A 24,831-nucleotide genomic window follows, 5' to 3' on the forward strand; every position below is an offset into this window, starting at 1 on the left:
GCATGCGCGTTGCGCGGGACCGCCTTCGCACCCGGCGGGACCGCCGGCCCGGGAAGATCGCGGCGGGCGCCCGGGCCCGCCCCGCCAGGCTGGGCCCGGGCAGTAACGCCGGCACCGCCGAACCGTATGGGACCACCGAAGGCCCAGACAGATGTCTGAATACTCACCGTTTCGACCTCGGATACTCATTTTCGAACGTAGTACGAGCGTGACCTGAAGATGACGGATCTCGATATGCTGGCTCGGTGGAGCACTGGGAATTCGTCGGTCGCGCCGACGAGTTGGCCCGTCTCACGAGTGCCGTGACGATCGATTCGGACCGCGGCCTGATCCTCAGTGGGGCCGCCGGCATCGGCAAGAGTCGCCTGTTGCACCAGGCGGTCTCAATGCTGCCCGCGGAACAGTATTCGGTGCATTGCGCGTCGGCCAACATCGCCAGTTCCGGGCTGCCGTTCGGCGGCCTCGCGCAGATCCTGCCGCCCGACGTGCCCGCCGGGCTCTCCTCGGCCGGGCTGCTGCGCTGGGCGGTCGACGGCCTGCAGACAGCGGCGGGCGACCGGCCGATCGTGCTGGCGATCGACGACGCGCACCTGCTCGACCCGCCCTCGGCCGCGCTCACCCACCTGCTGGTCCGGGAGGGCGCCACGCTGCTCGGCGCGCTGCGGATCGCCGAGCCGGTGCCGACGCCGATCAGCGCACTATGGACCGAAGGCCTGCTCAGCCACGCCGAGCTGGCGCCGCTCACCGACGAGGAGTCGCGGGAGCTGCTCATCGCGCTGGTCGGCGGGCCGGTCGAGGCCGGCTCGGCGCAACGGCTCGCCCGCCTGGGCGGCGGCAACCCGCTGCTGCTGCGCGAGCTGGTGCTGGCGGCGGTCGGCGGCGGCGAGCTGGTCCAGACGTACGGGTTCTGGCGCTGGACCGGCCGCCTGACGCTGGCGCCGAGCCTCGCCGACCTGGTCGACGCGCGGATCGGCGGGCTCACGGCCGGCGTACGCGACGTGCTCGAGCTGGTCTCGTTCGGCGAGCCGCTCGGGCTGGCGCTGCTGCTGGGCGGCGCGGAGCCCCGGGACGTGGAGGACGCCGAGGAGCGCGGCCTGATCCGGGTGGTCGCCGACGAGCGCCGCCGCGACGTCCGGCTCGCGCACCCCCTCTACGGCGAGGTGGTCCGGCGCCGCTGCCCGGTGACCCGCTCCCGGCGGCTGCTGGCCGGCCTCGCCGACCTGGTCGAGGGCACCGGCGCCCGGCGCCACGACGACCTGCTGCGGATCGCCGTCTGGCGGCTCGACTCCGGTACGGCGCAGGACGCCGGGCTGCTGATCGGCGCGGCCCGGCAGGCGTTCGACCGCTTCGACATCGGCCTGGCGCTGCGCCTGGCCGAGGCGGCCTACGACGCCGGCGGCGGCTTCCCGGCCGCCGAGCTGCTCGCCGCCGTGCTGCTCTTCGCCGACCAGCCGGACGACGCCCTCACCGTCCTGGACGCCACCCCGGACGACAGCGCCCGGGCGCTCACCTCCCGCGCCACCGTCGAGTTCCTCGGGCTCGGCCGGACCGACGCCGCCGACACGCTCGCCGTCGCCAAGCCGGACGAGCCGGCCGAGGCCGCCCGGGTACGCGCGCTCGAGGCGTTCCTGCGGCTGCAGCTGGACGAGCTGGGGGCGGCCCGCGCGCTGGCCCGCGGCGTGCTCGACGAGCCGGCGGCGAGCACCGCGACCCGGGCGCTCGCCCGCTGCGTGCTGGCGTTCCTCGCGGCCGCGGGCGGCGACCCGGGCGGCAGCGCCGAGCTGATCGCCGCCGTCGTCGCGGACACCGCGGCCTGGCGGCGCGAGACCCCCGCGGTGCAGTACGCGCTGCAGATGGCCGAGGGCACCATGGTGAGCGTCTCGCTCGACCTGAGCGCCATCGACCGGATCCTGGCGGCGGAGTTCGCCCGCCTCGCGCAGGCCGGCGGCTTCGGCTTCGGCTCCGGCTGGGTGTCGCTGCTGCAGGCCCGGGCCGCGTTGCTGCGCGGACGCACGGACGAGGCGCTGCGCGCCACCGAGCAGGCCTGCGCGGCGCTCGCCCCGGCCCGGGTGTACGACGGCGGCGCGCACTTCGCCCGCGCCAACGTGGCGGCGCTGCTCGGTCAGGTCTCGCTGGCCGTCGACGCGCTGGCCACCGCGGAGTCGGCCGCGGGCGGCGCCGTCGGGCTCTTCTACCCGTGGTGGGAGCAGGCCCGCGCGTGGACGCTGGCCTGCCGGGGCGAGATCGCGCCGGCCGTACAGGTGCTGCGCGGCTCCGCGTCCCGGGCACGGGCCGACGGTTTCCACGCCCACGAGCTGCTCGCCCTCTACGACCTGGTCCGGCTCGGGCGCCCGGAGCTGGCCGCGGACCGGATGGCCGCCCTGGGCTCCACCGTCGGCGGGGCCGCCGCGCCGCTGCTGATCCGGCACGCCCGGGCCTGCGCGGACGAGGCGCCCGAGGACCTGTTCGCGGTCGCCCGCGAGTTCGCCGTGCTCGGCTACCAGCTCTTCGCGGCGGAGGCCGCGGCCGGCGCGGTCCGGATCTTCCGCCAGGCCCGGGACCCACGGGCGCTGGCCGCGAGCACGCTGATGGCGGACGTCCTGGGCCGGTGCGGCACCATGCGCACGCCCGCGCTGCTGGCGATCCAGCCCGCGCTGACCGTGCGCGAACGGCAGGTGGCCGAGCTGGCCGCCGAGGGGGTGCGGAGCCGGGAGATCGCCGACCGGCTCTACCTGTCGCCACGCACGGTGGAGAACCACCTGCAGCGGGTCTACACGAAGCTGGGCGTGAACGGGAGGGTGGAGCTGGCCCCCGCGCTGCGCCTGTTCCCGCAATAGGGAACGCGGGCGGACCGGGCCCGGCGCGTCCGCCTAAGGTGAGCCGGTGACCCCTTTCGCGCCCGCGCTGCTGACCGACCAGTACGAGCTGACCATGGTCGGCGCCGCCCTCAAGGACGGCACCGCGAACCGCCGCAGCGTCTTCGAGGTGTTCGCCCGGCGGCTGCCCACCGGGCGCCGCTACGGCGTGGCCGCCGGCCAGGGGCGCCTCATGGAGCTCATCCGCGACTTCCGCTTCACCGCCGTCGACATCGAGTTCCTCCTCGGCTCGGGGATCGTCGACGAGGCCACCGCGGCCTGGCTCGCGGACTACCGCTTCGCCGGCGACATCGACGGGTACGCGGAGGGCGAGCTGTTCTTCCCCGGCTCGCCGATCATGACGGTGTCCGGCGGCTTCGCCGAGTGCGTGGTGCTGGAGACGCTCATCCTGTCGGTGCTCAACCACGACTGCGCGATCGCGGCGGGCGCGGCCCGGATGGTCACCGCCGCCCGGGGCCGGCCGATCATCGAGATGGGCTCCCGGCGTACGCATGAGGAGGCCGCCGTGGCCGCGGCCCGCGCGGCCTATCTCGCGGGTTTCGCCTCCACCTCGAATCTGGCGGCCGGCGGCCGCTACGGCATCCCGACCACCGGCACGTCGGCGCACGCGTTCACGCTGCTGCACGACGACGAGCCGGCGGCGTTCGCCTCGCAGGTGGCGGCCCTCGGCAAGAGCACGACGCTGCTGGTGGACACCTACGACATCGCACAAGGCATCCGCAACGCGATCGCGGTGGCCGGGCCCGGCCTGCGCGCGGTCCGCATCGACTCCGGCGACCTGTCCGTGCTGGCCCAGCACTCCCGCGAGCTGCTCGACTCCCTCGGCGCCACCGAAACCAAGATCATCGTCTCCGGCGACATGGACGAGTACTCGATCGCCACGCTGGCCGCCGAGCCGGTCGACATGTACGGCGCCGGCACGGCCGTGGTGACCGGCTCCGGCGCGCCGACGGCCGGGCTGGTCTACAAGCTGGTCGAGGTCGAGGGCCGCGCGGTGGTCAAGCGCTCGGAGAACAAGGCGACGGTCGGCGGCCGCAAGACCGCGATCCGGCGCCACAAGCCGACGGGCACGGCCACCGAGGAGATCGTGGTGTCCCAGGGCGTGCCCGACCACGTCGCCAACGACCGGCTCCTGCAGCGCTCGTTCGTCGCGGCCGGCGAGATCCTGCCGACGCCGACGCTCGCGGAGTCCCGCAGCCACCTGCGCCAGTGCCTGATCTCGATCCCCTGGGAAGGCCTGAAGCTGTCCGCCGGCGACCCGGCGATCCCGGTCACCGTGATACCGACCTCCTGAGAGGGCATGACATGTCGCGCGCGCTCATCATCGTCGACGTACAGAACGACTTCTGCGAGGGCGGCTCGCTCGCCGTACCCGGCGGGGCCGGGGTGGCCGAACAGATCACGTCGGCGCTGACCGACGGCGCCTGGGACCACGTCGTGGCGACCAAGGACTACCACGTGGATCCGGGCGCGCACTTCAGCGCGCACCCGGACTTCGTCGACTCGTGGCCGTCACACTGCGTAGTGGGCACGGCGGGCGCCGACTTCCACCCGGCGCTGCGGACGGACCGGGTCGAGGCGGTCTTCCACAAGGGCGCGCACGCAGCGGCGTACTCGGGCTTCGAGGGCAACACCACCGACGGCGAACGGCTGGCGGACTGGCTGCGGTCCCGCGACGTGACCGAGGTCGACGTGGTCGGCATCGCCACGGACCACTGCGTACGGGCGACGGCGCTGGACGCGGCCGCCGCGGGCTTCGACACGACGGTCCTGCTGGACCTGACCGCGGGCGTGGCGGCGGCCACCACGACGGCCGCGCTGGCCCAGTTCACGCAGGCCAAGGTGCGTACCACCGGCACTCCGGTGGTCCTCGCGACGTGACCTCGGTCTAATCGGGTTGGGGTTGTCGTACCCCTGGCGCAGACTGTCCCGCGGAGGTTAGGACCGCTATGACACTGACGCCTTACCGGGAGACGCTGGCTCTGCGCGGCATCCGCTCGCTGCTCATCGTGGCGACGCTGGCCCGCATCCCGATCACGGCGGGCACGGTCACCCTGACCCTGCACGTCACCCAGGACCTGCACCTGGGCTACGCGAAGGCCGGCCTGGTCGGCGCGGCCTTCACGATCGGCAGCTCCATCGGCGCCCCGGTCATGGGCCGGATGACCGACCGTAAGGGCCTGCGCCCGGTGCTGCTGCTCACCACGGCGGCCGAGGTCGTCTTCTGGACGTCGGCGCAGGCCATGCCCTACTGGGCGCTGCTGCTCGCCGCCCTCCTCGGCGGCTTCCTGACCCTGCCGGCCTTCGCGGTGGCCCGCCAGTCGATCGCGGCGCTGGCGCCCGAGTCCCACCGCCTGCCGGCCTTCGCCCTGGACTCCATCACCACCGAGCTGTCGTTCATGACGGGCCCCGCACTCGGCGTCCTGATCTGCACGACCGCGGGCGCCCGGGCCGGGATGCTGGCCGTCGGCGCCGGCATCCTGATCTCCGGAGTCGGCCTGTACCTGCTGAACCCGCCGGTCCGCGGCAAGGACGAGGCCCCGATCTCCGCAGGCGAGCGGGTGCACCGCAGCACCTGGCTGCGCCCCCGGCTGGTCGCGGTCCTGGCGATCAGCAGCGCGGCGACGCTGGTGCTGAGCGGCACGGACGTGGCGGTGGTCGCGGTGCTGCAGAACGCCGGCGAGGTCGAGTGGACCGGCGCCGTGCTCGGCATGTGGGCGGCCTATTCGCTGGTCGGCGGCTTCGCCTACGGCACCGTGCGGCAGGGCCTGTCCCCGCTGACGCTGTTCGCGCCGATGGCGCTGCTGACGATCCCGGTGGGCCTGGCCGGCGGGCACTGGTGGCTGCTGGGCCTGCTGCTGCTCCCCGCGGGCGCCCTGTGCGCCCCGACCATCACGGCGACGGCGGACGCGGTGAGCCGGCTGACCCCGGCCTCGGCCCGCGGCGAGGCGATGGGGATGCACAACTCGTCGCTGACGGTCGGAGTGGCGCTTGGCGCCCCGCTGGCCGGCGTGGTGATGGACACCTGGTCCCCGGCCTGGGGCTTCGCGGCCGTCGGCGGCGTGGGCCTACTGGTAGCGGCCCTGACCCTGCCGGCCGAACTCCAACGCCGCCGCACTACGACCACCGCGCACCCAGCCGACCCCGCCCCCACAGCCGACCCCGCTCGCACAGCCGGGCCCTCTCCCACAGCCGGGCCCGCTCCCACAGCGGACCTCGCTCCCACAGCCAGGCCCGCTCCCGCAGCGGACCTCACTCCCACAGCCGCGCCCGCTCCTGCAGCGGACCTCGCTCCCACAGCCGGGCCCGCTCCCGCAGCCGGCTCCGCTCCCGCTGCCGGCTCCATTCCGGCGGCCCGCTCGGCCTCAGAGGCCGGCTCCGCTTCCGGAGGCGGCCCAGACGGGTCTGAAGGCCCGGGTGGTTCGGCGGTCGGTGCTCCGCAGTCCGATGCCGCGCTGGCATCCGCCGCACCGGGCCCGCCGGGCGAGTTCCTGGCGCCCTGACGCCGCGGGCGGGCGCTGACCGAACCCACTCTCGCTTGCGCGGTTGTCGCCAGCGGAAGAGTCGCGTCGAAGGCCGGGCGCTCAGCGCGAGGTCCGCACCGACCCCGGAACCTGCACAGAAGCTCGGGCTGCAAGCCGATCGCGCTGCGGGCGGTCGGGGTGGAGAACGGTCCATCCCGGGCTCCATGGTGTTGAGTCCGGGCCGTTAGCAACGCAGGCATGCAGTCAATGCTTGCCGTGGTCACTCAGGTCTTCCTGGTAGGTAGCGCCGCCATCCGGCTCGGCCGTCAGTGGGCGGGGCCGCCCTGCACAGGCCCGCCCGGCCACAGGCCCGCCCTGCCACAGGCCCGCCCTGCCACAGGCCCGCCCTGCCGCGAGGCCGTGACCGGATGGGAGCGGGCCGACCAGCTCCGGGAAACAAGATCTGACCGGCCGCAGCGATTCCACGTCTGAGGGCAAACGTCCTGAGCCGCACGGCCTCGGCGGGCCCGGGGGTGGGTGGTCCGCTCTCCCGCGGTGGTCGGAGTGGGTGGTCCGGGGAGCCCGGCTGGTCGCGAGGCCGGGACGGGCGACGGCGCGCGGGTCGCCGGTGGCCCAGGAGTCCCGGGCGGCGATCTCCCCCGCCTGACCTCGCGCTGCGCGGAGGGTGGGGTGAGAACAGGGCCGGGACAGGCGGCACCGCGCGGGTCACCGGTGGCCCAGGAGTCCCGGGCGGCGATCTCCCCCGCCTGACCTCGCGCCGCGCGGAGGGTGGGGTGAGAACAGGGCCGGGACAGGCGGCACCGCGCGGGCCGCCGGTGGCCCAGGAGTCCCGGGCGGCGATCTCCCCCGCCTGACCTCGCGCCGCGCGGGAGGTGGGGTAGGAACGGGTCCGCCCCCGGCTCCGTGGTGGAGGCCGGGGGCGGGTCGTCAGTGGTTCATGGGCGGCGGTCAGTGCTTGCCGTGGTCGCTCAGGTCTTCCTGGTAGGTCGCGCCGCCGTCCGACTCGGCCGTCAGCGGGCGGGCGCCGCCCTCCGGCGGGCCCGCGACCGACTGGGAGCCGGCGGCGAGTTCCGGGAACTTCGCGTCGAAGGCCGGGCGTTCCGAGCGGATGCGGGGCATCTTGTCGAAGTTGCGCAGCGGGGGCGGGGAGCTGGTCGCCCACTCCAGCGAGTTGCCGGCGCCCCACGGGTCGTCGACCGTGACGAGCTGGCCGACCTTGTAGGACTTCCACACGTTGTAGATGAACGGCAGGGTCGAGGCGCCGAGGATGAAGGAGCCGACCGTCGAGAACGAGTTCAGGAAGGTGAAGCCGTCGGCGGCCAGGTAGTCCGCGTAGCGGCGGGGCATGCCCTCCGCGCCCAGCCAGTGCTGGACCAGGAACGTGGCGTGGAAGCCGATGAACGTCAGCCAGAAGTGAATCTTGCCGAGGCGGTCGTCCAGCATTCGGCCGAACATCTTCGGGAACCAGAAGTAGATGCCCGAGAACACCGCGAACACGATCGTGCCGAAGAGCACGTAGTGGAAGTGCGCGATGACGAAGTAGGAGTCCGAGACGTGGAAGTCGATCGGCGGGGCCGCGAGCAGCACGCCGGACAGGCCGCCGAAGAGGAACGTCACGAGGAAGCCCAGCGCGAACATCATCGGGGTCTCGAAGCTGATCTGGCCCCGCCACATCGTGCCGATCCAGACGAAGAACTTCATGCCGGTCGGGACCGCGATGAGGAAGCTCAGGAAGCTGAAGAACGGCAGCAGCACCTGGCCGGTGACGAACATGTGGTGCGCCCACACGCTCATCGACAGCGCCGCGATCAGCAGGGTCGCGCCGACCAGGCCCTTGTAGCCGAAGACCGGCTTGCGGCTGAAGACCGGGATGACCTCGGTGATGATGCCGAAGAACGGCAGCGCGACGATGTAGACCTCGGGGTGGCCGAAGAACCAGAAGAGGTGCTGCCACAGCATCGGGCCGCCGGTCTCCACGTCGAAGACGTGCGCGCCGAGGACGCGGTCGGCGGCCAGGGCGAACAGCGCCGCGGCGAGGAACGGGAAGACCATGATCACCAGGAGGCTGGTGACCAGGATGTTCCACGTGAAGATCGGCATCCGGAACATCGTCATGCCGGGCGCGCGCAGCGTGATGATCGTCGTGATCATGTTGACGCCGCCGAGGATGGTGCCGAGACCCGAGATCGCCAGGCCGACCACCCACATGTTGCCGCCGAAGCCCGGCGAGTGCAGCGAGTCGCTCAGCGGCGTGTACGCGAACCAGCCGAAGTCGGCCGCGCCCTGCGGCGTGAGGAACCCGCTCATCGTGATGATGCCGCCGAACAGGTAAAGCCAGTAGGCGAACGCGTTGAGCCGCGGGAACGACACGTCCGGCGCGCCGATCTGGATCGGCACCACGAAGTTCGCGAACGCGAACACGATCGGCGTCGCGAAGAACAGCAGCATGATCGTGCCGTGCATCGTGAACAGCTGGTTGTACTGCTCCGGCGACAGGACCTGCATGCCCGGCTGAGCCAGCTCGGTGCGCATCAGCAGGGCCATGAACCCGCCCAGGATGTAGAACACGAAGGCGGTGATCATGTACATGATCCCGATCTGCTTCGCGTCCGTCGTCCGCAGGATCCGCGCGAGGGCCGAGCCCTTCACCTGCTGTCGGACCGGCCATGGCCGGGTCACGATCGGCTTAGGCGCAACGGTCGTCACGGATAGCCTCCGGTGTCTCGTTCGTCCCACTGCGTACACCCGAGTGGAAAGGCGTACCTCGCAGGCAGAATAGTCCCCCGCCGACCCCCGGCGGGCGCGGGGTGACCAAAGCTCACCCAGATCTCAGAACGGTTCGACAAGTCCCCGTAGCTGATCTGCGAAGATCGACTGGCCCCGCGTCCGCAGCATAGGGTCGCGCTGCGCGGGCGGCACATCGCGGGTCCGGTCGCGCTCCTGGGTCCAGCCCCTGACCTGGTCACATCGGCCCGCGCGCCGCTTCTCGTACGCGTGCAGCGCCGCCGGCACGTCGTCGGCGCCGGCCTTGAGCACCTCGCCGAGCACCACGGCATCCTCGAACGCCATGGCGGCGCCCTGCGCCAGCGTCGGCGCGGTCGCGTGAGCGGCGTCACCGACGAGCAGGACCGGGCCCTTGGACCAGCCCTCGAGCACCACCTCGTCGGTGCGGGCGACCTGCACCTTCTCCAGCGCCTCCAGGATCGCCGGCACCGGGCCGCCGAAGCCCCGGAACAGCTCGCGCACCCGGGCCACCGGGTCCGCCGGGTTGGGCGCGCCGGGCTCGGCCGTCTCGTCGGCGTGGCAGTACAGCCGGCGGCCGCCCATCGGCATCACGACGAACTGGGACCGGCGCCCGAGCAGGGCCGTCCAGTCGCTGACCGGGGGGCCGCCGGTGACCACGCTGCGGTAGACGATCTGGCCCGTCGGGGTCGCCGGCCCACCCAGCCCGGCCTTGGCCCGGATCGTGGAGCGCCGGCCGTCGGCGCCGACGACCAGGTCGTACTCGGCGACGGCGCCGCTGTCGAACTCGACCTTGACGCCGCCGTCGATGATCTCCAGGTCCCGGACCGCGGTGTCGTAGCGCACCTCGCCGCCGACGCCGGTGAGCAGGACCTGCTGGAGATCGCCGCGGGACAGCGCGCGGCTCTCGCCGACGCCCGCCCACAGCGCGGCGACGTCCAGCTCGAACAGCTGACCGCCGGCGGAGTCCTGGAAGACCTGCCGGAAGATCAGGTCGCCGAGCGGCCGCAGCGGCGCGTCGAGGCCGAGCAGCCGCAGCGCCCGTGACGCGTTGCCGGGAAGGTAGATGCCGGCGCCGGGGATCGTCGTCGCCGGAAGCTCCTCGACGACGTCCGGGCGGAAACCCGCTACGCGAAGCCCTCGGGCCGCCGCAAGGCCGCTGATGCCGGCGCCCACGACGAGGATGCGCAAGGTCATCGCAGCAACGCCTCCGAGGGGTGTTCGATACGCGCCGGAGCCAAGACACTACCCGCCGCCGTCGAAGCGCGGAACCCACGATCATGGTCGCGTCCGATTTGTTCAAGACGACCGGTCCGAGATGGTCGTAGCGTCCTTGCCATGACACCCACCTTCAATGCGGTCGGCCTCGCGGTGGCCGACATGGAGAAGTCACTCGCGTTCTATCGCCGGCTGGGACTGGAATTCCCGGCCGGCGCGGAGCGGGAACCGCACGCCGAGACCGAGCTGCCCGGCGGCCTCCGGCTGCTCATCGACACCCACGAGACGATTCTCTCGTTCGATCCCGACTTCACGCCGGGCGGCGGAAACGTCTCCCTGGCCTTCCGCTGCGCCGATCCGGCCGAAGTGGACAAGGTGCACGCCGACCTGGTCGGCGCCGGGTACCGCTCCCGGAAGGATCCGTGGGACGCGTTCTGGGGTCAGCGTTACGCCGTCGTGTCCGACCCGGACGGAAACAGCATCGACCTCTTCGCACCTAACTGACCAGCTCGCCGAGCGGAACACCGGCCAGCGCGCGCACGTCGCGGGACAGGTGTGCCTGGTCGGCGTAGCCCGCGACGACGGACACGTCGGCGAACGGGCGGCCCGACCGGGCCAGGCCGACCGCCCGCTGCAGCCGCAGGATCCGGGCGAGCGTCTTCGGCCCGTATCCGAAGGCGGTTCGGCACCGGCGCTGCAGGTGGCGGGCGCTGAGGCCGCACTCGTCGGCGATCGCGCCGACCGGCCGTCCGGCCCGCGCGCCGGCGGCGACCGCGACCATCGAGGTGTCCGGATCCCGCCAGCGCCGCCGGGCGAACCCCGCCAGCGCCGCGATCGGGTCGTCGGCCTCGGCCAGCGCCCTGACCTCGGCGGGCGCGCAGAGCTGGTCGAGCGGGACCCGCCGGTCGGTGAGCTCGTCGGCGGGGACGCCGAGCACGCCGGGACCGGTGCCGGCCGCGAAGCGCAGCGCGAAGAGCCGGCTGGCCGCTTGGGCCGTGCCCACCTGGGCCGTGGTGTCCGGGCCGGCGACGAAGACCGAGCCGTCCTGCCAGATCAGGTCGAGGCAGCCGTCGGGAAGGATGCGCTTGACGGCGCCGGGCGGCACGGTGCTGCGCCAGGCGATGACGTGCGGCAACTCCGCGGCCCATTCGACGTACATGAGTCGACCCTGGCACGGGGGTACGACAAGTCTGCGAATGACGCCGGTGTAATTCCGGCGGACAATCGCGATATGACCGACCAACTGGACGAGTACCGGCGCCGGCGGGACGCCCGGCGCACCCCGGAGCCCGTGCCCCGCGCCCGGCCGCCCAGGACCACCGGCAACCGGTTCGTCATCCAGCAGCACCACGCCCGCAGCCTGCACTGGGACGTCCGGCTGGAGCGCGAGGGCGTGCTCGTCTCGTTCGCCGTCCCGCGCGGCCTGCCGCGCGACCGGGCCCGCAACCACCTGGCCCGGCACACCGAGGACCACCCGCTGGAATACCTGGACTTCGCGGGCGAGATCCCGGCCGGCGAGTACGGCGGCGGAAAGATGATCATCCACGATCGGGGGACTTTCGAGACCGGCAAGTGGCGCGACGACGAGATCGGCGTGACGTTCCACGGCGACCGCACCAGCGGGCGGTACGTGTTCTTCCGGACCGGCGGCAACGACTGGATGGTCCGCCGGATGGACCCGCCGGAGCCGGGCTGGCAGAGCATGCCCGAGACGGTCGAGCCCATGCTCGCGACCCCGGCCGCCGGGCTACCACCCGACGACCCCGACTGGGGGTACGAGCTGAGCTGGGGCGGTCGCCGCGCGTGCGTGTTCGTCTCCGGTGGCCGGGTCAGAATCTGCGACGCCGAGGGCGCGGACGTCACGTCCTGGTACCCGGAGCTGCGGCCGCTCGGCGAGGCCCTCGCGCCTCTCGAGGCCGTACTGGATGGCGAGATCGTGGCTTTCGACGGCGCCCGAGTCGGTCCTGAGCTGCTGGAACGCCGCAAGGCGCCGCGGGACGCCGCGGCCGCGCGGCGGGCCGCCGAGCGCACGCCGGTGCAGTTCCTGGCCTACGACCTGCTCTGGCTGGAGGGCCACTCCACGGTGGAACTGGTCCGTTATGCCGAGCGGCGGGAGCTGCTGGAGGGGCTCGAGCTGGCCGGCGGCAACTGGCAGACGCCGCCCTACTTCGCCGGCGGCGGAGCGTTCGCGCTCGAGGCGGCCGGGGCACAGGGCCTGCCCGGCGTCGTCGCGAAGCGCCTCGACTCCCCCTACCTGCCGGGCCGCCGCAGCCGGCTCTGGCGCTCGATCGACCCTCGATAGTCCTTCAGTCCGGCCCGCGTCGTCCGATCTAGTTTGGTTACCGATCGAGCGGCGGAAAGGGCTATACATGAGGCACCGCCCGGCGCCCGACCCGACCCCCCTTGCGAGCACGGACATGTCTGCTGAGCTCTGGAAGTCCGCCACCCAGGTCCTGGAAACCAACTGGTCACACGACCACATGGTCCCGTCCCGGCGCCTGTACCCGCACCAGTGGAGCTGGGACGCCGCGTTCATCGCGATCGGGCTCGCCTACGTGAACCCCACCCGCGCCTGGCGCGACCTGCGCAGCCTCTTCGAGGCGCAGTGGCCCGACGGCCGGGTGCCGCACATCGTCTTCGACCCCGGCACGGCCGAGGAGGACTACTTCCCGGGTCCGGGCTTCTGGGACGTCCCCGCGTACGCCGGGCGCCCCGCGCGCGGCAGCACCGGGCTGGTGCAGCCGCCGCTGCACGCGATCGCCGCGTGGGAGGTCTACCGCCGCGCCGCCTCGCACGGCGCCGAGTGCGCCCGCGCGGCCGGCGACCAGCTGGCCTGGCTCTACCCACGCCTCGTCGCACAGCAGGAGTACCTCACCGGTCGCCGCGACGCCGGCGGCGACGGGCTGGCCAGCATCGTGCACCCGTGGGAATCGGGGCTCGACAACAGCCCGTCCTGGGACGCGGCGATGTCGGCCGTCCCCGCCGACCTGGAGCTGCTCACCCGGTACACCCGCCGGGACATCGAGAACGCGGACGCGGCGCACCGGCCGACCGACGTCGACTACGCGCGGTACCTGGGGCTGGTCCTCGGCTACCGCGACGGCGGCTACGCGGACACCGACCTCGCGGACCGGCACGCGTTCGTGGTCGAGTGCCCGTCGTTCAACTCGATCCTCGCGGCGGCCGAGCACGCCCTGGTGCACATCGCCGGGGTCGTCGGCGCGGATCCGGAGGTGCACCGCCGGCGCGCCGAGCGGATCACCAAGGCGATCTCGGAGCACCTGTTCGACGCCCACACGCAGACGTTCCGGGCCCGTGACGTGCGCACCCGTACGCTCAGCCCGGCCCGGTGTGTCAACGGCCTGGTGCCGCTGATGCTGCCCGGGCTGCCCGCCGGGCAGGCGGCCGCGATCATGGCCGAGGCCGCGTCGCCGCGCTTCGGCCTGCCGGAGCGGACCGGCCTGCCGGTGCCGAGCCACGACCGGACCGCGCCGGAGTTCGACTCGCTGCGGTACTGGCGCGGGCCGATCTGGATCAACATCAACTGGCTGCTGCGCCGCGGCATGCTCGTGCACGGCTACCACGACGAGGCCGAGGACCTGCGGACGGCCATGGTCCGGCTGGTGCACTCCGCCGGTCACTTCGAGTACTTCCACCCGGTCACCGGCGAGGGCATCGGCGCCCCGACGTTCAGCTGGACCGCCGCCCTCAGCCTCGACCTGCTCGCCGACCGCAGCGTCCCGGCCTACGCCCGGGCCGCCTGAGGCTCAGAACATCTCCGCTCCGACGGTGGTGTCCGCGCCGTGCCCGGTGTGCACGACCGTGTCGGGCGGCAGGGTGAGCAGCCGGTCCTTGATCGACCGCTCGATCGTCGGGCGGTCGCTGTAGGAGCGGCCCGTCGCGCCCGGCCCGCCCTGAAACAGGGTGTCGCCGGTGAAGACGCAGTCCAGCAGGGGCGCGTACAGGCAGACGGCGCCCGGGCTGTGTCCCGGGGTGTGCAGCACCCGGAGCACGCCGCCGGCCACGGCGATCTCCTGGCCGTCGGAGAGCGGCGCCGGCAGCGGCTCGCCCGCGTGCACCAGCTTCCACAGCACCTCGTCCGCCGGGTGCAGCAGCAGCGGCGCGCCGGTCCGCCGCGCCAGCTCGGGCGCGACCCGGACGTGGTCGTCGTGCGCGTGGGTGAGCACGATCGCGACGACCCGGCGGGTCCCGACAAGCTCCAGGATCGCCGGTACGTCGTGCGGGGCGTCGATCACCACGCACTCGTCGTCGTCGCCGACCACCCACACGTTGTTGTCGACCTCGAAAACCTCGCCGTCCAGCGAGAACGTCCCGTTCGTCACGCCATGGGCGATCCGCATCAGAACAGCACCACCGAACGCAGGACGCCGCCGGTGTGCATCTTGGCGAACGCGTCCTCTACCTGGTCGAGACGGATCTCCTCGGAGACGAACGCGTCCAGGTCGAGCCGGCCCTGCAGGTAGAGCTCCGTCAGCATCGGGAAGTCGCGGGTCGGCAGGCAGTCGCCGTACCAGCTGCTCTTGAGCGCCCCGCCGCGGCCGAAGACGTCCAGCAGCGGCAGCTCGATGGTCATCTCCGGGGTCGGCACGCCGACCAGGACCACGGTGCCGGCCAGATCGCGGGCGTAGAACGCCTGCTTGTACGTCTCGGGCCGGCCCACCGCCTCGACCACCACGTCGGCGCCGTTGCCGCCGGTGAGTTCCCGCACGGCCTCGACCACGTCCGCCTCGCGGGCGTTGATCGTGTGGGTGGCGCCGAAGCCGCGCGCCCACTCCAGCTTCCGGTCGTCGGTGTCGATCGCGATGATCGTCGTCGCGCCGGCCAGGGCGGCGCCGACCACCGCGCCGTCGCCGACCCCGCCGCAGCCGATCACGGCGACCGAGTCGCCCCGGGTCACCCCGCCGGTGTTGATCGCCGCGCCGATGCCGGCCATCACGCCGCAGCCGAGCAGGCCGACGGCGGCGGGCCGGGCCCGCGGGTCGAGCTTGGTGCACTGGCCCGCGTGCACCAGGGTCTTCTCCACGAACGCGCCGATGCCCAGCGCCGGGGAGAGCTCGGTGCCGTCCTCGAGCGTCATCTTCTGCGTCGCGTTGTGTGTGCTGAAGCAGTACCACGGCTTGCCCCGGCGGCAGGCCCGGCAGTTGCCGCAGACCGCACGCCAGTTCAGGACGACGAAGTCGCCCGGCGCGACGTCGGTGACCCCGGCGCCGACCGACTCCACGATCCCGGCGGCCTCGTGGCCGAGCAGGAACGGGAAGTCGTCGTTGATGCCGCCCTCGCGGTAATGCAGGTCGGTGTGGCAGACCCCGCACGCCTGGATCTTGACGACGGCCTCGCCGGGGCCGGGATCCGGCACGACGATGGTGGCAACCTCGACGGGCGCGCCTTTGGCCCGGGCGATGACTCCGTTGACTCGCTGGCTCATGAGCACACTTTCTCATCTCGAGCCGCGATCGAGGACCGCTAAGTGGACGGCGGGGGCCGGGGTGGTTCGATCTTGCGCAAAAATCTTTGGGAAACTGTGGCCAAACAATCGGGCACGTCAATCGACGTTCGTGAACCCTCGGGAGTAGGGTTCCGCACGGACTTTCCACTCCGATACAGCGCCGGGGCCGGCTGGCTGGGGGGCCTCGGCCGACCCCGGCGCTGTATTGTCCGCGCCTGTGTCAGGCCGCCGGCGGCTCGTCCTTGCCCGCCTCTTCGAGCCGGTCGGCCTCCTCCTTGGTCTTGTGCACCGCGCCGTCCGAGTGCTCCGGCGGGCCGTAGATCGTGTAAAGCACGAGCGGGTTGGGGCCCTCGTTGGTGAAGTTGTGCTTGTGGCCGGCCGGGACGACCACGAGATCACCGGCGACGACCTTGCGGGTCGCGCCGCTGACGACGGCCTCGCCGACGCCGCTCACGAAGGTCAGAATCTGGTCCACCTCATGGACCTCCTCGCCGATCTCGCCGCCCGGCGGGATCGTCATGACCACGAGCTGGGTGTGCTTGCCCGTCCACAGCACGCGGCGGAAGTCCGGGTTCTTCTCGGCAACGGTGGCGATCGTGAAGTGCTCCATGACCAACTGATACCCAGATCAGGTGCGCTTTGAACGCCGCAGTCTCGAGGCCGGGCGCAGCTCCTCGGCTGGCGCCGGCCGGCCGATCAGGTAGCCCTGCACGTAGTCGACGCCCAGCTCGCGCAGCATGCGCAGGGTCGGCTCGTCCTGGACGAATTCGGCCACCGTGTGGATCCCGTACGCCTGGCAGACCTGCACCAGCGCCCGGACCAGCACCTGGTCCTCCGCGTTGTGCACGAGGTTGACCACGTACTCGCCGTCGATCTTGACGAGGTCGATGGGGAAGAGCCGCAGGTACCGGAACGAGCCGTAGCCCGAGCCGAAGTCGTCCAGGGCCAGCTGGCAGCCCAGGTCGCGGATCCGGTCGGCGAAGTGGCGCGCCTCGCTCAGGTTGCCGATCAGCGCCGTCTCGGTGATCTCGAACGTCAGCTGCTCGGGGTTCACCCCGTACCGCTCGATCAGGGTCTCCACCTCGGCGGTCAGCCGGGGGTCGCCCACCGAGCGGCCGGAGAGGTTGATCTGCAGGCTGAGGTCGCCGCGCGCGGCCGCGAGCTCCAGCGCCCGCTCGACCACCCACAGGTCGATGTCGTAGATCGCGTCGAGGCGCTCCGCGGCGTCGAGCACCTGGGTCGGCGACTGCGGCGCGCCCGCCTCGTCCAGGACCCGCAGCAGCAGCTCGTGCCGGAGCACCCGGTTGGTCTGCAGCTCGAGGATCGGCTGGGCGAAGAGCGTGAACCGGTCGGTGCCGAGCGCGCCGGCCACCCGGTCGCGGTAGAAACCCTGCCGGGCCCGGACCGCCACCGGGTCGGCGACCAGGGTCACCGGCCGGTCGGCCTCGCGGGCCAGCCGCCACGCGTGGTCGGCGTCGATCAGCAGGTCGTGGCTGCCGGCCTCGCCGTCGGGGCGGAACCGGACCAGGCCGCCCCAGGCGCGGGCGCGCAGCCAGGCCTCCGGCAGCACGAAGGACTGCGTACGAAGCGCTTCGACGAACAGGTCGGACTGGCGCCGGGCCATCACCCACGAGGCGCCGGTCAGCAGCACCGCGATCTCGTTCGGCCCGGCGAGGCCCAGCAGGTCGTCCGGGCGGGCGAGGCCCTCCAGCAGGCGGGCGGCCCGCTGGAGCAGTTCGGCGTTGCCGTCCGCGCGCACGCCGTCGGCGTGGTCCGGCTCGACCCGGATGACCAGCACCGCCCCGCCGCCGCGCCGCTGCGCCCGGTCCAGCTCGTCGGCGAAGCGGCCGCGGGTCAGCAGCCCGGTCGCCGGGTCGCGCTCGACCACGGACGCCCGCACGGTCTCGCCCCGGCGGCTGAGCCGGGCCACCTCGCGCCGGGCGCGTTCACGGACGGAGACGTCGCGCAGCTGGCCGCGGATGCCGCGCACGGTGCCATCCGGGTCGGTGATCGGCTCGAGGCGGCAGTCCACGTCGAACCAGCCGCCGTCGGTGCGCAGCAGCCGGATCGTCGTGCGCACCGGCTCACGGGTGGTCCAGGCCTGGGTGACCGCGCCGAGCGCCTTGGCGTGGTCCTCGGCGTGCACGTGCCGGGCGAGGATCTGCCGGCTCAGCCCGGTGCCCGCCGGGGGCCGGCCGAGCAGCGCGGTGAGCCCGTCGGACCAGACGATCTCCTCGCCGACCGCCCGGTAGCTGAACCACGCCTCGTCGTCGGCGGGCGGGCGCGGCTCGGGCAGCGGCAGCTGAGGGCCCTGGTTGGGGCTCATCCGGGTACGGCGGGCGGGACGGTCGCGCAGCGCGCGGGGGCGTGGTGAGCCTTCCTCAGGTGCCGTCATGCGCCGCCGTTACCTCCCGCCCGAGTGAGCCGATGTCCCTGACCTATTACGACCCGTCACGGGTCGATGTAACAGCCCACACCCGCGACAATGTTTTCGTAGCTGGCCCAACAAAACAAAGAACTGCGGTTTCTCCACCGTTCAGAGTGTGAATTTAACTGATCGGATGACGGCCATGCAGCGCCGCAACGTCCGCCCTTGACCTGCGGGTCCATGACAGACAGTCACTGCCAGTGTTGACTGTGGAACCTACCGCGACGCTCGGGCCGCAGGTGTACACAACGCTGTGACGGATATGCATCCCGTAACGAGATCGGCGGGCCGTGGATATGGTGGCCCTTCGGACAGATGAGCGAGGACGACGACGTATGGGCATCATTCGGGACATGCAGCGGGCGCAGGCGACGCAGGACGCCGCCGCGCACCGGGCGCAGACCGCCGCGGAGCAGCAGCGCCAGCTGATCCGGCGCAACGCCGAGCTCGCCGAGGCCGCGGCGCAGCGGGCCGCCGCCGACGCGGCCCGGCATCGCGAGCGGCGCCGGCTGTACGCGGAGGCGCGCGCCGCCGCCGCGGCCGCCGCGAACGCGGACGTGCGGGCCCGGCTGACCGACCTCGACCTGCTGCTGCTGTCCACGCTGGATGTCGACGACCACATCGACCTGGACCGGTTCAAGAAGCCGGTGCGGGTGCCGCCGTTCGATCCGGGCAGGCTGGGCCGGCCGCTGCCCGAGCCCAGGTGGGAGAGCTACACGCCGCCGGAGCCGCGCGGCGTCGGCCGGATCCTGGGCGGCGAGCGCAGCCACCAGCAGCACCTCGCCGCGGCGAAGCTGGCGTTCCAGGACGCCCGCGACCGCTGGGCCGGCGCGGAGCAGCGCCGGCTGCGGCAGCTGGCCGCCCGGGAGCGGCAGTACCAGGAGAACCGCCGGCGCCACGAGGCGAAGCTGATCTCGTACAACGCCGAGGTCGACCGCTTCGCGGCCGCGGTGGCCTCCGCCGATCCGGCCTCGGTCGTCGAGTACTTCGCGATGGTGCTGGGCAACTCGGTCTACCCGGACGACTTCCCGCAGCACTTCCGGCTCGCCTACCTGCCGGAGCAGCGGCACCTGCTGGTCGAGTACCACCTGCCGCCGGTCGAGGTGGTCCCGGTGGTGAAGGAGTACCGCCACGACCGGGTCCGCGACGACCTGACGGCGGTGCCGCGCGACGAGGCCGAGATCCGGCGGCGCTACACCGAGATCATCTCGATGGTGGCACTGCGGACCGTGCACGAGATCGTCGAGGCGGACCGCGGCGGGCTGGTCGCGGAGGTGCTGTTCAACGGCATCGTGGACACCATCGACCGGCGCACCGGCCAGTTCGTGCGCCCCTGCCTGGTGTCGGTCCGCACCGACCGGGACACGTTCGCCGGGATCAACCTGCGCCGGGTCGACGCGGTCGCCTGCCTCGAGCACCTGCGCGCCGGGATCTCACCCCGGCCGGATCAGCTGGAGGGCGTTCCGCCCGTGATCGAGTTCGGCGCCGGGGCCGAACAGGACTTCGGCGGCGAGTTCAACGTGCTCGCCGACATCGACGAGCGGCCGAACCTGGCGACCATGCCGGCCGGGGAGTACGAGCAGCTGCTCCGCGACCTTTTCGGCAACCTCGGCCTGGAGATGGGCGAGGCCGAGCCGGGCCCGCGCTGGCTGGCCACGGATCGGCGGCCGCTGTTCGGCGGCCCGGTCGTGATCCACGCCGTACGCGGCACGCCGGCCGGCCCGGACGACGTGACCGAGCTGGCCGACCGGGTGGCCGCCGCCGGGGCGACCAAGGGGATCCTGGTCGCCCTCGACGGGTACCAGGCGACCGCGCACGAGACGGTCGCCGGCCGGCCGGTCGAGCTGCTGGACGGTCCCGGGCTGCTCAACCTGCTCGCCGAGCACTCACGGGTGAAGGCCCGGATCGAGGCGGTCCCGGCCTAGGGCCTAGAGCCGCAGGTCGTGTCCGGTGGTCGCGTCGACGTGGTCCGGGATCTCGTCGTGCCGGTCGCCGACGGTCGGCGTGCCGGCGGGCTCGAACATCAGGATCTGTGCGCCGCCCGGCGAGGACGGCTTGTGCTCGGTGCCGCGCGGCACGGTGAAGACGTCGCCCTTGTTCAGCACGACGGTTCGGTCGCGCAGGGCGATGCGCAGTTCGCCGTCGAGGACGAGGAAGAACTCGTCGGTATCGTCGTGGGTGTGCCACAGGTGCTCACCGAGCACCTTGGCGACGCGGACGTCGTAGTCGTTGACGCGGGTGACGATGCGCGGGCTCCACAGGTCGTCGAACGAGGCGAGTGCCGCGGCGAGGGAGATCGGAACGTTACTCATCCGGCCATCGTCCGCCCTGACGGCCCGCGCGGAAACCTAGAAAGACGCGTCCTCGCCGGCCGGCGGCTCGTCGGGGATCCAGGGCGCGACGCCGAGCTCCTCGATGCGCTGCCAGAGCGGGCGCAGGGCCGCCTCCGGCTCGCGGGCGAAGATGCTGCCGCGGATGCGGACGAAGACGCAGTTGCCGACCCGCTCCAGCACCGCCTGCCGGCGCATGTCGCCCTCCCACTGCTCCGGCCCGTGGTACGCGTCCCCGTCACACTCGATCGCCAGCCGGCGCCCGTCCGGCGCGTTCAGGACGAAGTCGATCCGGTAGCCGCCGATCCGGAACTGCGGCGTCGGCCGGTAGCCGCGCTTGACCAGCCGGCGCAGCACCTCGCGCTCGAAGTCGGACTCGCACAGCAGCTCCAGGTCCGGCGCCGTGGTCTGCGCCGGCAGGTTCAGGGCGTAGTTCAGCAGCAGCCCTCGCGCGTCGTCGGCGAGCAGCGACGACGGCCGGACCGAGTGGAAGATCCAGAGCTGGTCGCGGGCCCGGGACGCGGCGACGTTGACCCGGCGGTGATATTCGCGCTTGGTGAACGCGGCCGGCCGCCCGTCGTTGTCGGAGACCACCATCGACACCAGCACCACGTCGCGCTCGTCGCCCTGGAACGTGTACGCGTCGCCGACCCGCAGCCGGCGCGCCTCCATCTCGTCCTCGCCGATCGCCTCCCGCAGCGCGCCCAGCAGGTAGTTCGCCTGGCCGCTGGTGCTGAGCAGGCTGATCACGCCGATGCTCCGCCCGCGGTACGCCGGGTCGGCGACCAGCGCGGCCACCTGCTTCACCAGCGCGTCGGCCTCCGCCAGGTTCACGTCCCCGTACGGGGCCAGCGGCTGGCGCACGCCGTCGGGCAGGAAGACCGCGCGCACCGGGACCGACAGCGGGCGGTCCGCGCGCAGCGGCTGGATCTTGCCGTCGTAGTAGTGCCGGGACGAGAACTCGATGATCTGCGGCACGCAGCGGAAGTGCTCGGTGAGCAGGATCCGCTCGGGCGAGCGGCGCACCGCGTGGTCGTACAGCGAGGACTCGGGGTCGAAGTGCTCGGCGGACGGCACGTCGCCGAGGTGGCTGTGGATCAGCGCGGACACCGAGCCGACGAAGCCGAGCTGCGGCCCGATCTGCTGGTCGTCGCCGACCACCACGGCCCGCTCGGCCAGCGACAGCACCGGCAGCGCGAACAGGTCGGCCTGCGACGCCTCGTCCACGATCACCACGTCGAAGTGCGCGCCGCCGGCGAACTGCTCGATGGCCCGGTCCACCGACATGACCCAGACCGGCACGGCCTCGACCGCGGACGCCATCGCCTTCTGCGCGTGCGCCTGCCAGGCCGCCGCGGTGCGGCCGGTGCCCTTGCCGATCTTGCGAAGGGCGGTGGTCCAGTCGGCCAGCGCGGCCCGCCGCCGGTCGTCGAGCGCCCGGGCCACCTCGAGCCAGGCTGACGCGACGACCAGGTCGCCGGTGAGCCGCCGGATCTTGTCGCGGCCCAGCTCCACCCGGCGGTTCAGCACGGCCGGATCGACGCTGCCGACCACCTGGTCGAACCAGGTCTGCGCCTGCCGCCACTGCCAGGCCCGCAGGCAGGCGGCGCCGGAGACGGCCGGCACCAGCCCGTCCTCGACCTGGCCCGCCCACTGCGGCGCCACCCGCGCCAGCCGGTCCCGCAGCTCGGCGTAGCGCGCCGCGTCGGGCCGGAGCGAGACCAGCCGGCGCGCCTCGGCGTGCAGGGCGTCCCACTGCGCCAGCTCGGGGTCGAACCAGGCCGCGGCGAGTTCCGGCCACGGCACCAGGCCGTCGGCGACCGCGCGGTCCCACGCGTCCAGCTCGTCGAGCTCGAAGACCACCGGGCTGTCGTCCAGCAGGGCCGAGACCTGCTCCAGCCGGGCCGCGTCCAGCTCCAGCTCCTGCTGGGGTACGAGCACCCGCAGGCGCGCGGAGAGCTCGGGCCACTGGCGCGCGTCCCAGCCGAGGGAGCGTTCGGCCTCGGCGAGCAGCGTTCCCGCCCACACCTCCGGGTCGCCCTCGCGCTCGGGGATGCCGAGCCGCCGGATCCACTCGGCCCAGTGCTCGCCCAGCCGGCGCTGCGCCTGCGCCCGGCGGATCCAGGCCGCGGCCAGGTCGGCGTCCTCGACCGTGCGCAGCGGCTCGCCGTCGACGCGCACCTCGTCGGCGATGCGCCACAGCCCGGCCTGCAGCAGCCGGTTGACGCCCTTGCCCGCGGCGAACCGCTGCCGCAGCTCGCCGAGGCCGCCGAGGAGCCGCTTCGGCTCGGCCATCAGCGCGTCGGCGGCGGTGACGCGGTGCCCGCCGAGGACACGGGCGAGTTCGGCCAGCGCGCGCTGCAGCTCGCCGGTCGCGCGGACATGGTCGGTCCACATCGTGGCCCAGTGCGGGTCGGACAGCAGGCGTCCGAGCCGGTCGGTCCACGTGCCCTCGCGCCGGTGCAGCCACGCCACCGCGTCCCGCAGCCCCTCGAGCAGCTCGGATACGAGGCTGGGCCCCTGTGCGCGTACGGAATCGGTGTCTACGCCGGCCAGCTCCAGGCGCGACGCGCGGTCGGCGGCCGCGTCGCGGTCGGCTCGCGCCCGCAGTGCGGTCTGCGCGTCGGGCAGTTCCGCGACGTCCGGCAGCGGGCGCAGCGCGGCCGCCCGGTCCGCGGGCGCGAGGCGCGCGGCGAGGTCGAGCAGCGCCGCGAACTCGTCCGCGGACAGCGGCGGCGGATCGGCGGGCGCCACCGGGTCGGGAATGCCGCCGTCGGCGGCGGCCCACTCCCGCAGCCAGGCGCCGACGTCGGCCGGCGAGAGATCAACACCGTCGATCCGGTACGTCGCGGCCTCGTTCTCGGCGATCGCCCGCAGGCCGCCCAGCGCGGTCGCCAGGTCCCGCTCGGCGCCCTCGAGGCGGCGGGTGAGCCGCTCGACGCGGGCCGCCTCGGCGGTCTTGTCCAGGGTGGCGGCCCGGTCGGAGAGCTCGCGCGCGGCGAGCTGCAGCTGGACCAGCTGGTCGGTGGTGCGGCCGAGGACGGCCAGGCAGAGCGCCCGAACCTCCTCGGGGAGGCCGTCGCGCAGCACCCGCAGCGGGTCCTCCTTCTGCGCGACGACCAGCACCCGCTTGCCGTTGGCCATCAGGTGGCAGATCAGGTTGCGGATGGTGTGCGTCTTGCCGGTGCCGGGCGGGCCCTGCACGGCGACGTTGCGGTGCAGAGCGAGGCGGCGGGCGATCGACTCCTGCGCCGCGTTGGTCGGCAGCGGCATGAGCAGCCGCTCGCCGACCCGGTGCCAGTCGTCGGGCCGGTCGTCGGGCATCCGGAGCCGGCTCGGCTCGTGCGCGACGATCGCGGCCAGCGCGCCGATGCTGCCCGTCTCGCCGGCCAGCAGGCGGTCGCGCAGGCTCTCGAGGAAACCGCGCAGCAGCCGTTGCCTGGGCCGGGCGAAGAGGACCCCGGCGTCGACCAGGTGCGGCCCGGTCGCGCTCTCGCCGGGCGCCACCACCCGGCGCTCGTAGCCGAGCCGGCCGAGGGCGCGCTCGAAGAACTCGCGGCGCTCGGTGTCGCTCCACAGGTCGACCTCGAGGGTGCCGGCCGGGCCGGCCAGGGCGAGCAGCTGGCCGAGGTAGCGCTCGTCGAGCCCGGCGAGCGCGTCGGTCTGCAGCCGGGACGGTCCCTGCGGCGAGACGGTGATCAGGGAGCGGTCCGGCTCGTACTCGATGATCACCGGGGTCGCGACCAGCGGATAGCGGACCCGCTGGTCGCCGACGGCGGTCTCCAGGATGCCGTGGCCCCAGACCAGCTCGGTGGTCGCGGCGTTCATGTCGATCTGGTGCATCAGGTCGAAGAGCTGCCGGTGCAGCGTGCGGGTCTTCTCGGCCTCGCGGCTGAGCAGCGCCCACGGCCGCCAGACCTGATCGCGCCAGGCCTCGAAGCCCGCGTCGGCGTCGTCAGCCTTGGGTTCGTCGGTCGCGCTGATCTCGTTGAGCCGGCGGCGGAGCTCGGCGGGCACCGCGACCGGGCCGGGCAGGTCCGGCAGGCCGACGCGCAGCCAGCCGGTGCCGTCGGGCGCCGGCCCGAGCTCGACCGCCGGGTGCGCCGGCAGGGCGTCGAGGCGGTGCGCGTCGGCGGGCACGGTACGCGCGGGGCGTTCCATGTGCGCGCGGACGGCGAGCAGGTAATCCGCGACGGAGACGGCCCGATCCCGGATGACCGTGTACGACTCCGGCTGCGGCGGGGACATTCTTCGCAGGTTATCCGACGTACGCAGCCACCCGCTC

At 73.2% G+C, this 24,831-nt stretch carries 16 protein-coding genes and 1 pseudogene; 8 read left to right on the forward strand and 9 right to left on the reverse strand.

The genetic code is table 11. From position 1 onward, the window contains the following. The first annotated feature begins 302 nt into the window (after positions 1-302). The 4 genes and pseudogenes from ACIBSW_RS32110 to ACIBSW_RS32125 form a co-directional block, all read left to right on the forward strand. Positions 303-2,837 (forward strand): LuxR C-terminal-related transcriptional regulator, encoded by a 2,535-nt coding sequence (locus ACIBSW_RS32110; RefSeq protein WP_404799524.1) that lies wholly within the window; start codon positions 303-305, stop codon positions 2,835-2,837. 46 nt (positions 2,838-2,883) lie between these two features. Next, complete coding sequence (locus ACIBSW_RS32115) at positions 2,884-4,170, forward strand: nicotinate phosphoribosyltransferase (RefSeq protein WP_354720145.1); 1,287 nt, start codon at positions 2,884-2,886, stop codon at positions 4,168-4,170. 11 nt (positions 4,171-4,181) lie between these two features. Continuing rightward, positions 4,182-4,757: an isochorismatase family protein gene (locus tag ACIBSW_RS32120; protein WP_354720143.1), complete on the forward strand. Its 576-nt coding sequence runs from the start codon at positions 4,182-4,184 to the stop codon at positions 4,755-4,757. A 68-nt stretch (positions 4,758-4,825) separates the two neighbouring features. Further along, positions 4,826-6,040: pseudogene (locus ACIBSW_RS32125) on the forward strand (MFS transporter); the annotation flags it as partial. A 1,269-nt stretch (positions 6,041-7,309) separates the two neighbouring features. Here the strand turns inward: ACIBSW_RS32125 and ctaD are convergent. Beyond that, complete coding sequence (gene ctaD, locus ACIBSW_RS32130; RefSeq protein ID WP_354720141.1) at positions 7,310-9,067, reverse strand: cytochrome c oxidase subunit I; 1,758 nt, start codon at positions 9,065-9,067, stop codon at positions 7,310-7,312. Positions 9,068-9,190: 123 nt separating this feature from the next. Further along, positions 9,191-10,300, reverse strand: a complete 1,110-nt coding sequence (locus ACIBSW_RS32135; protein ID WP_354720140.1) for an FAD-dependent monooxygenase — start codon at positions 10,298-10,300, stop codon at positions 9,191-9,193. 141 nt (positions 10,301-10,441) lie between these two features. Here ACIBSW_RS32135 and ACIBSW_RS32140 point away from each other — a divergent pair, with 141 nt between their 5' ends. Next, positions 10,442-10,825: a VOC family protein gene (locus ACIBSW_RS32140; RefSeq protein ID WP_354720138.1), complete on the forward strand. Its 384-nt coding sequence runs from the start codon at positions 10,442-10,444 to the stop codon at positions 10,823-10,825. On the opposite strand, the gene ACIBSW_RS32145 is transcribed toward ACIBSW_RS32140, so the two are convergent. Next, positions 10,818-11,480 carry a helix-turn-helix transcriptional regulator gene (locus ACIBSW_RS32145; RefSeq protein ID WP_354720136.1) on the reverse strand — a complete coding sequence of 221 codons (663 nt, stop codon included), beginning with the start codon at positions 11,478-11,480 and terminating at the stop codon, positions 10,818-10,820. The two genes, ACIBSW_RS32140 and ACIBSW_RS32145, sit on opposite strands and share 8 nt — an antisense overlap. 72 nt (positions 11,481-11,552) lie before the next feature. Here ACIBSW_RS32145 and ACIBSW_RS32150 point away from each other — a divergent pair, with 72 nt between their 5' ends. Further along, positions 11,553-12,623, forward strand: a complete 1,071-nt coding sequence (locus ACIBSW_RS32150) for a DNA polymerase ligase N-terminal domain-containing protein (RefSeq protein WP_354720134.1) — start codon at positions 11,553-11,555, stop codon at positions 12,621-12,623. 115 nt (positions 12,624-12,738) lie between these two features. Beyond that, complete coding sequence (locus tag ACIBSW_RS32155; protein WP_354720133.1) at positions 12,739-14,085, forward strand: MGH1-like glycoside hydrolase domain-containing protein; 1,347 nt, start codon at positions 12,739-12,741, stop codon at positions 14,083-14,085. Between the two features lie 3 nt (positions 14,086-14,088). Here ACIBSW_RS32155 and ACIBSW_RS32160 read toward each other — a convergent pair whose 3' ends face one another. The 4 genes from ACIBSW_RS32160 to ACIBSW_RS32175 form a co-directional block, all read right to left on the reverse strand. Then, positions 14,089-14,682, reverse strand: coding sequence for an MBL fold metallo-hydrolase (locus tag ACIBSW_RS32160; protein WP_354720131.1), 594 nt, complete (start codon positions 14,680-14,682; stop codon positions 14,089-14,091). Continuing rightward, positions 14,682-15,767 carry an S-(hydroxymethyl)mycothiol dehydrogenase gene (locus tag ACIBSW_RS32165; protein ID WP_354720130.1) on the reverse strand — a complete coding sequence of 362 codons (1,086 nt, stop codon included), beginning with the start codon at positions 15,765-15,767 and terminating at the stop codon, positions 14,682-14,684. Before ACIBSW_RS32165 ends, ACIBSW_RS32160 begins: the two co-directional genes overlap by 1 nt. 241 nt (positions 15,768-16,008) lie before the next feature. After that, a complete protein-coding gene (locus ACIBSW_RS32170) occupies positions 16,009-16,398 on the reverse strand; it encodes a cupin domain-containing protein (protein WP_354720128.1) in 390 nt (129 codons plus the stop codon). 18 nt (positions 16,399-16,416) lie between these two features. Then, positions 16,417-18,183 carry an EAL domain-containing protein gene (locus tag ACIBSW_RS32175; RefSeq protein WP_354720126.1) on the reverse strand — a complete coding sequence of 589 codons (1,767 nt, stop codon included), beginning with the start codon at positions 18,181-18,183 and terminating at the stop codon, positions 16,417-16,419. A 368-nt stretch (positions 18,184-18,551) separates the two neighbouring features. Here ACIBSW_RS32175 and ACIBSW_RS32180 point away from each other — a divergent pair, with 368 nt between their 5' ends. After that, complete coding sequence (locus ACIBSW_RS32180; RefSeq protein WP_354720124.1) at positions 18,552-20,141, forward strand: restriction endonuclease; 1,590 nt, start codon at positions 18,552-18,554, stop codon at positions 20,139-20,141. Positions 20,142-20,144: 3 nt separating this feature from the next. Here the strand turns inward: ACIBSW_RS32180 and ACIBSW_RS32185 are convergent, their stop codons facing one another. After that, complete coding sequence (locus ACIBSW_RS32185) at positions 20,145-20,528, reverse strand: cupin domain-containing protein (RefSeq protein WP_354720122.1); 384 nt, start codon at positions 20,526-20,528, stop codon at positions 20,145-20,147. 36 nt (positions 20,529-20,564) lie between these two features. Then, positions 20,565-24,794 carry an AAA domain-containing protein gene (locus ACIBSW_RS32190; protein WP_354720120.1) on the reverse strand — a complete coding sequence of 1,410 codons (4,230 nt, stop codon included), beginning with the start codon at positions 24,792-24,794 and terminating at the stop codon, positions 20,565-20,567. Positions 24,795-24,831 lie beyond the last annotated feature (37 nt).

It is taken from the genome of Actinoplanes sp. NPDC049668 (assembly GCF_044465445.1).
GTDB lineage: Bacteria > Actinomycetota > Actinomycetes > Mycobacteriales > Micromonosporaceae > Actinoplanes.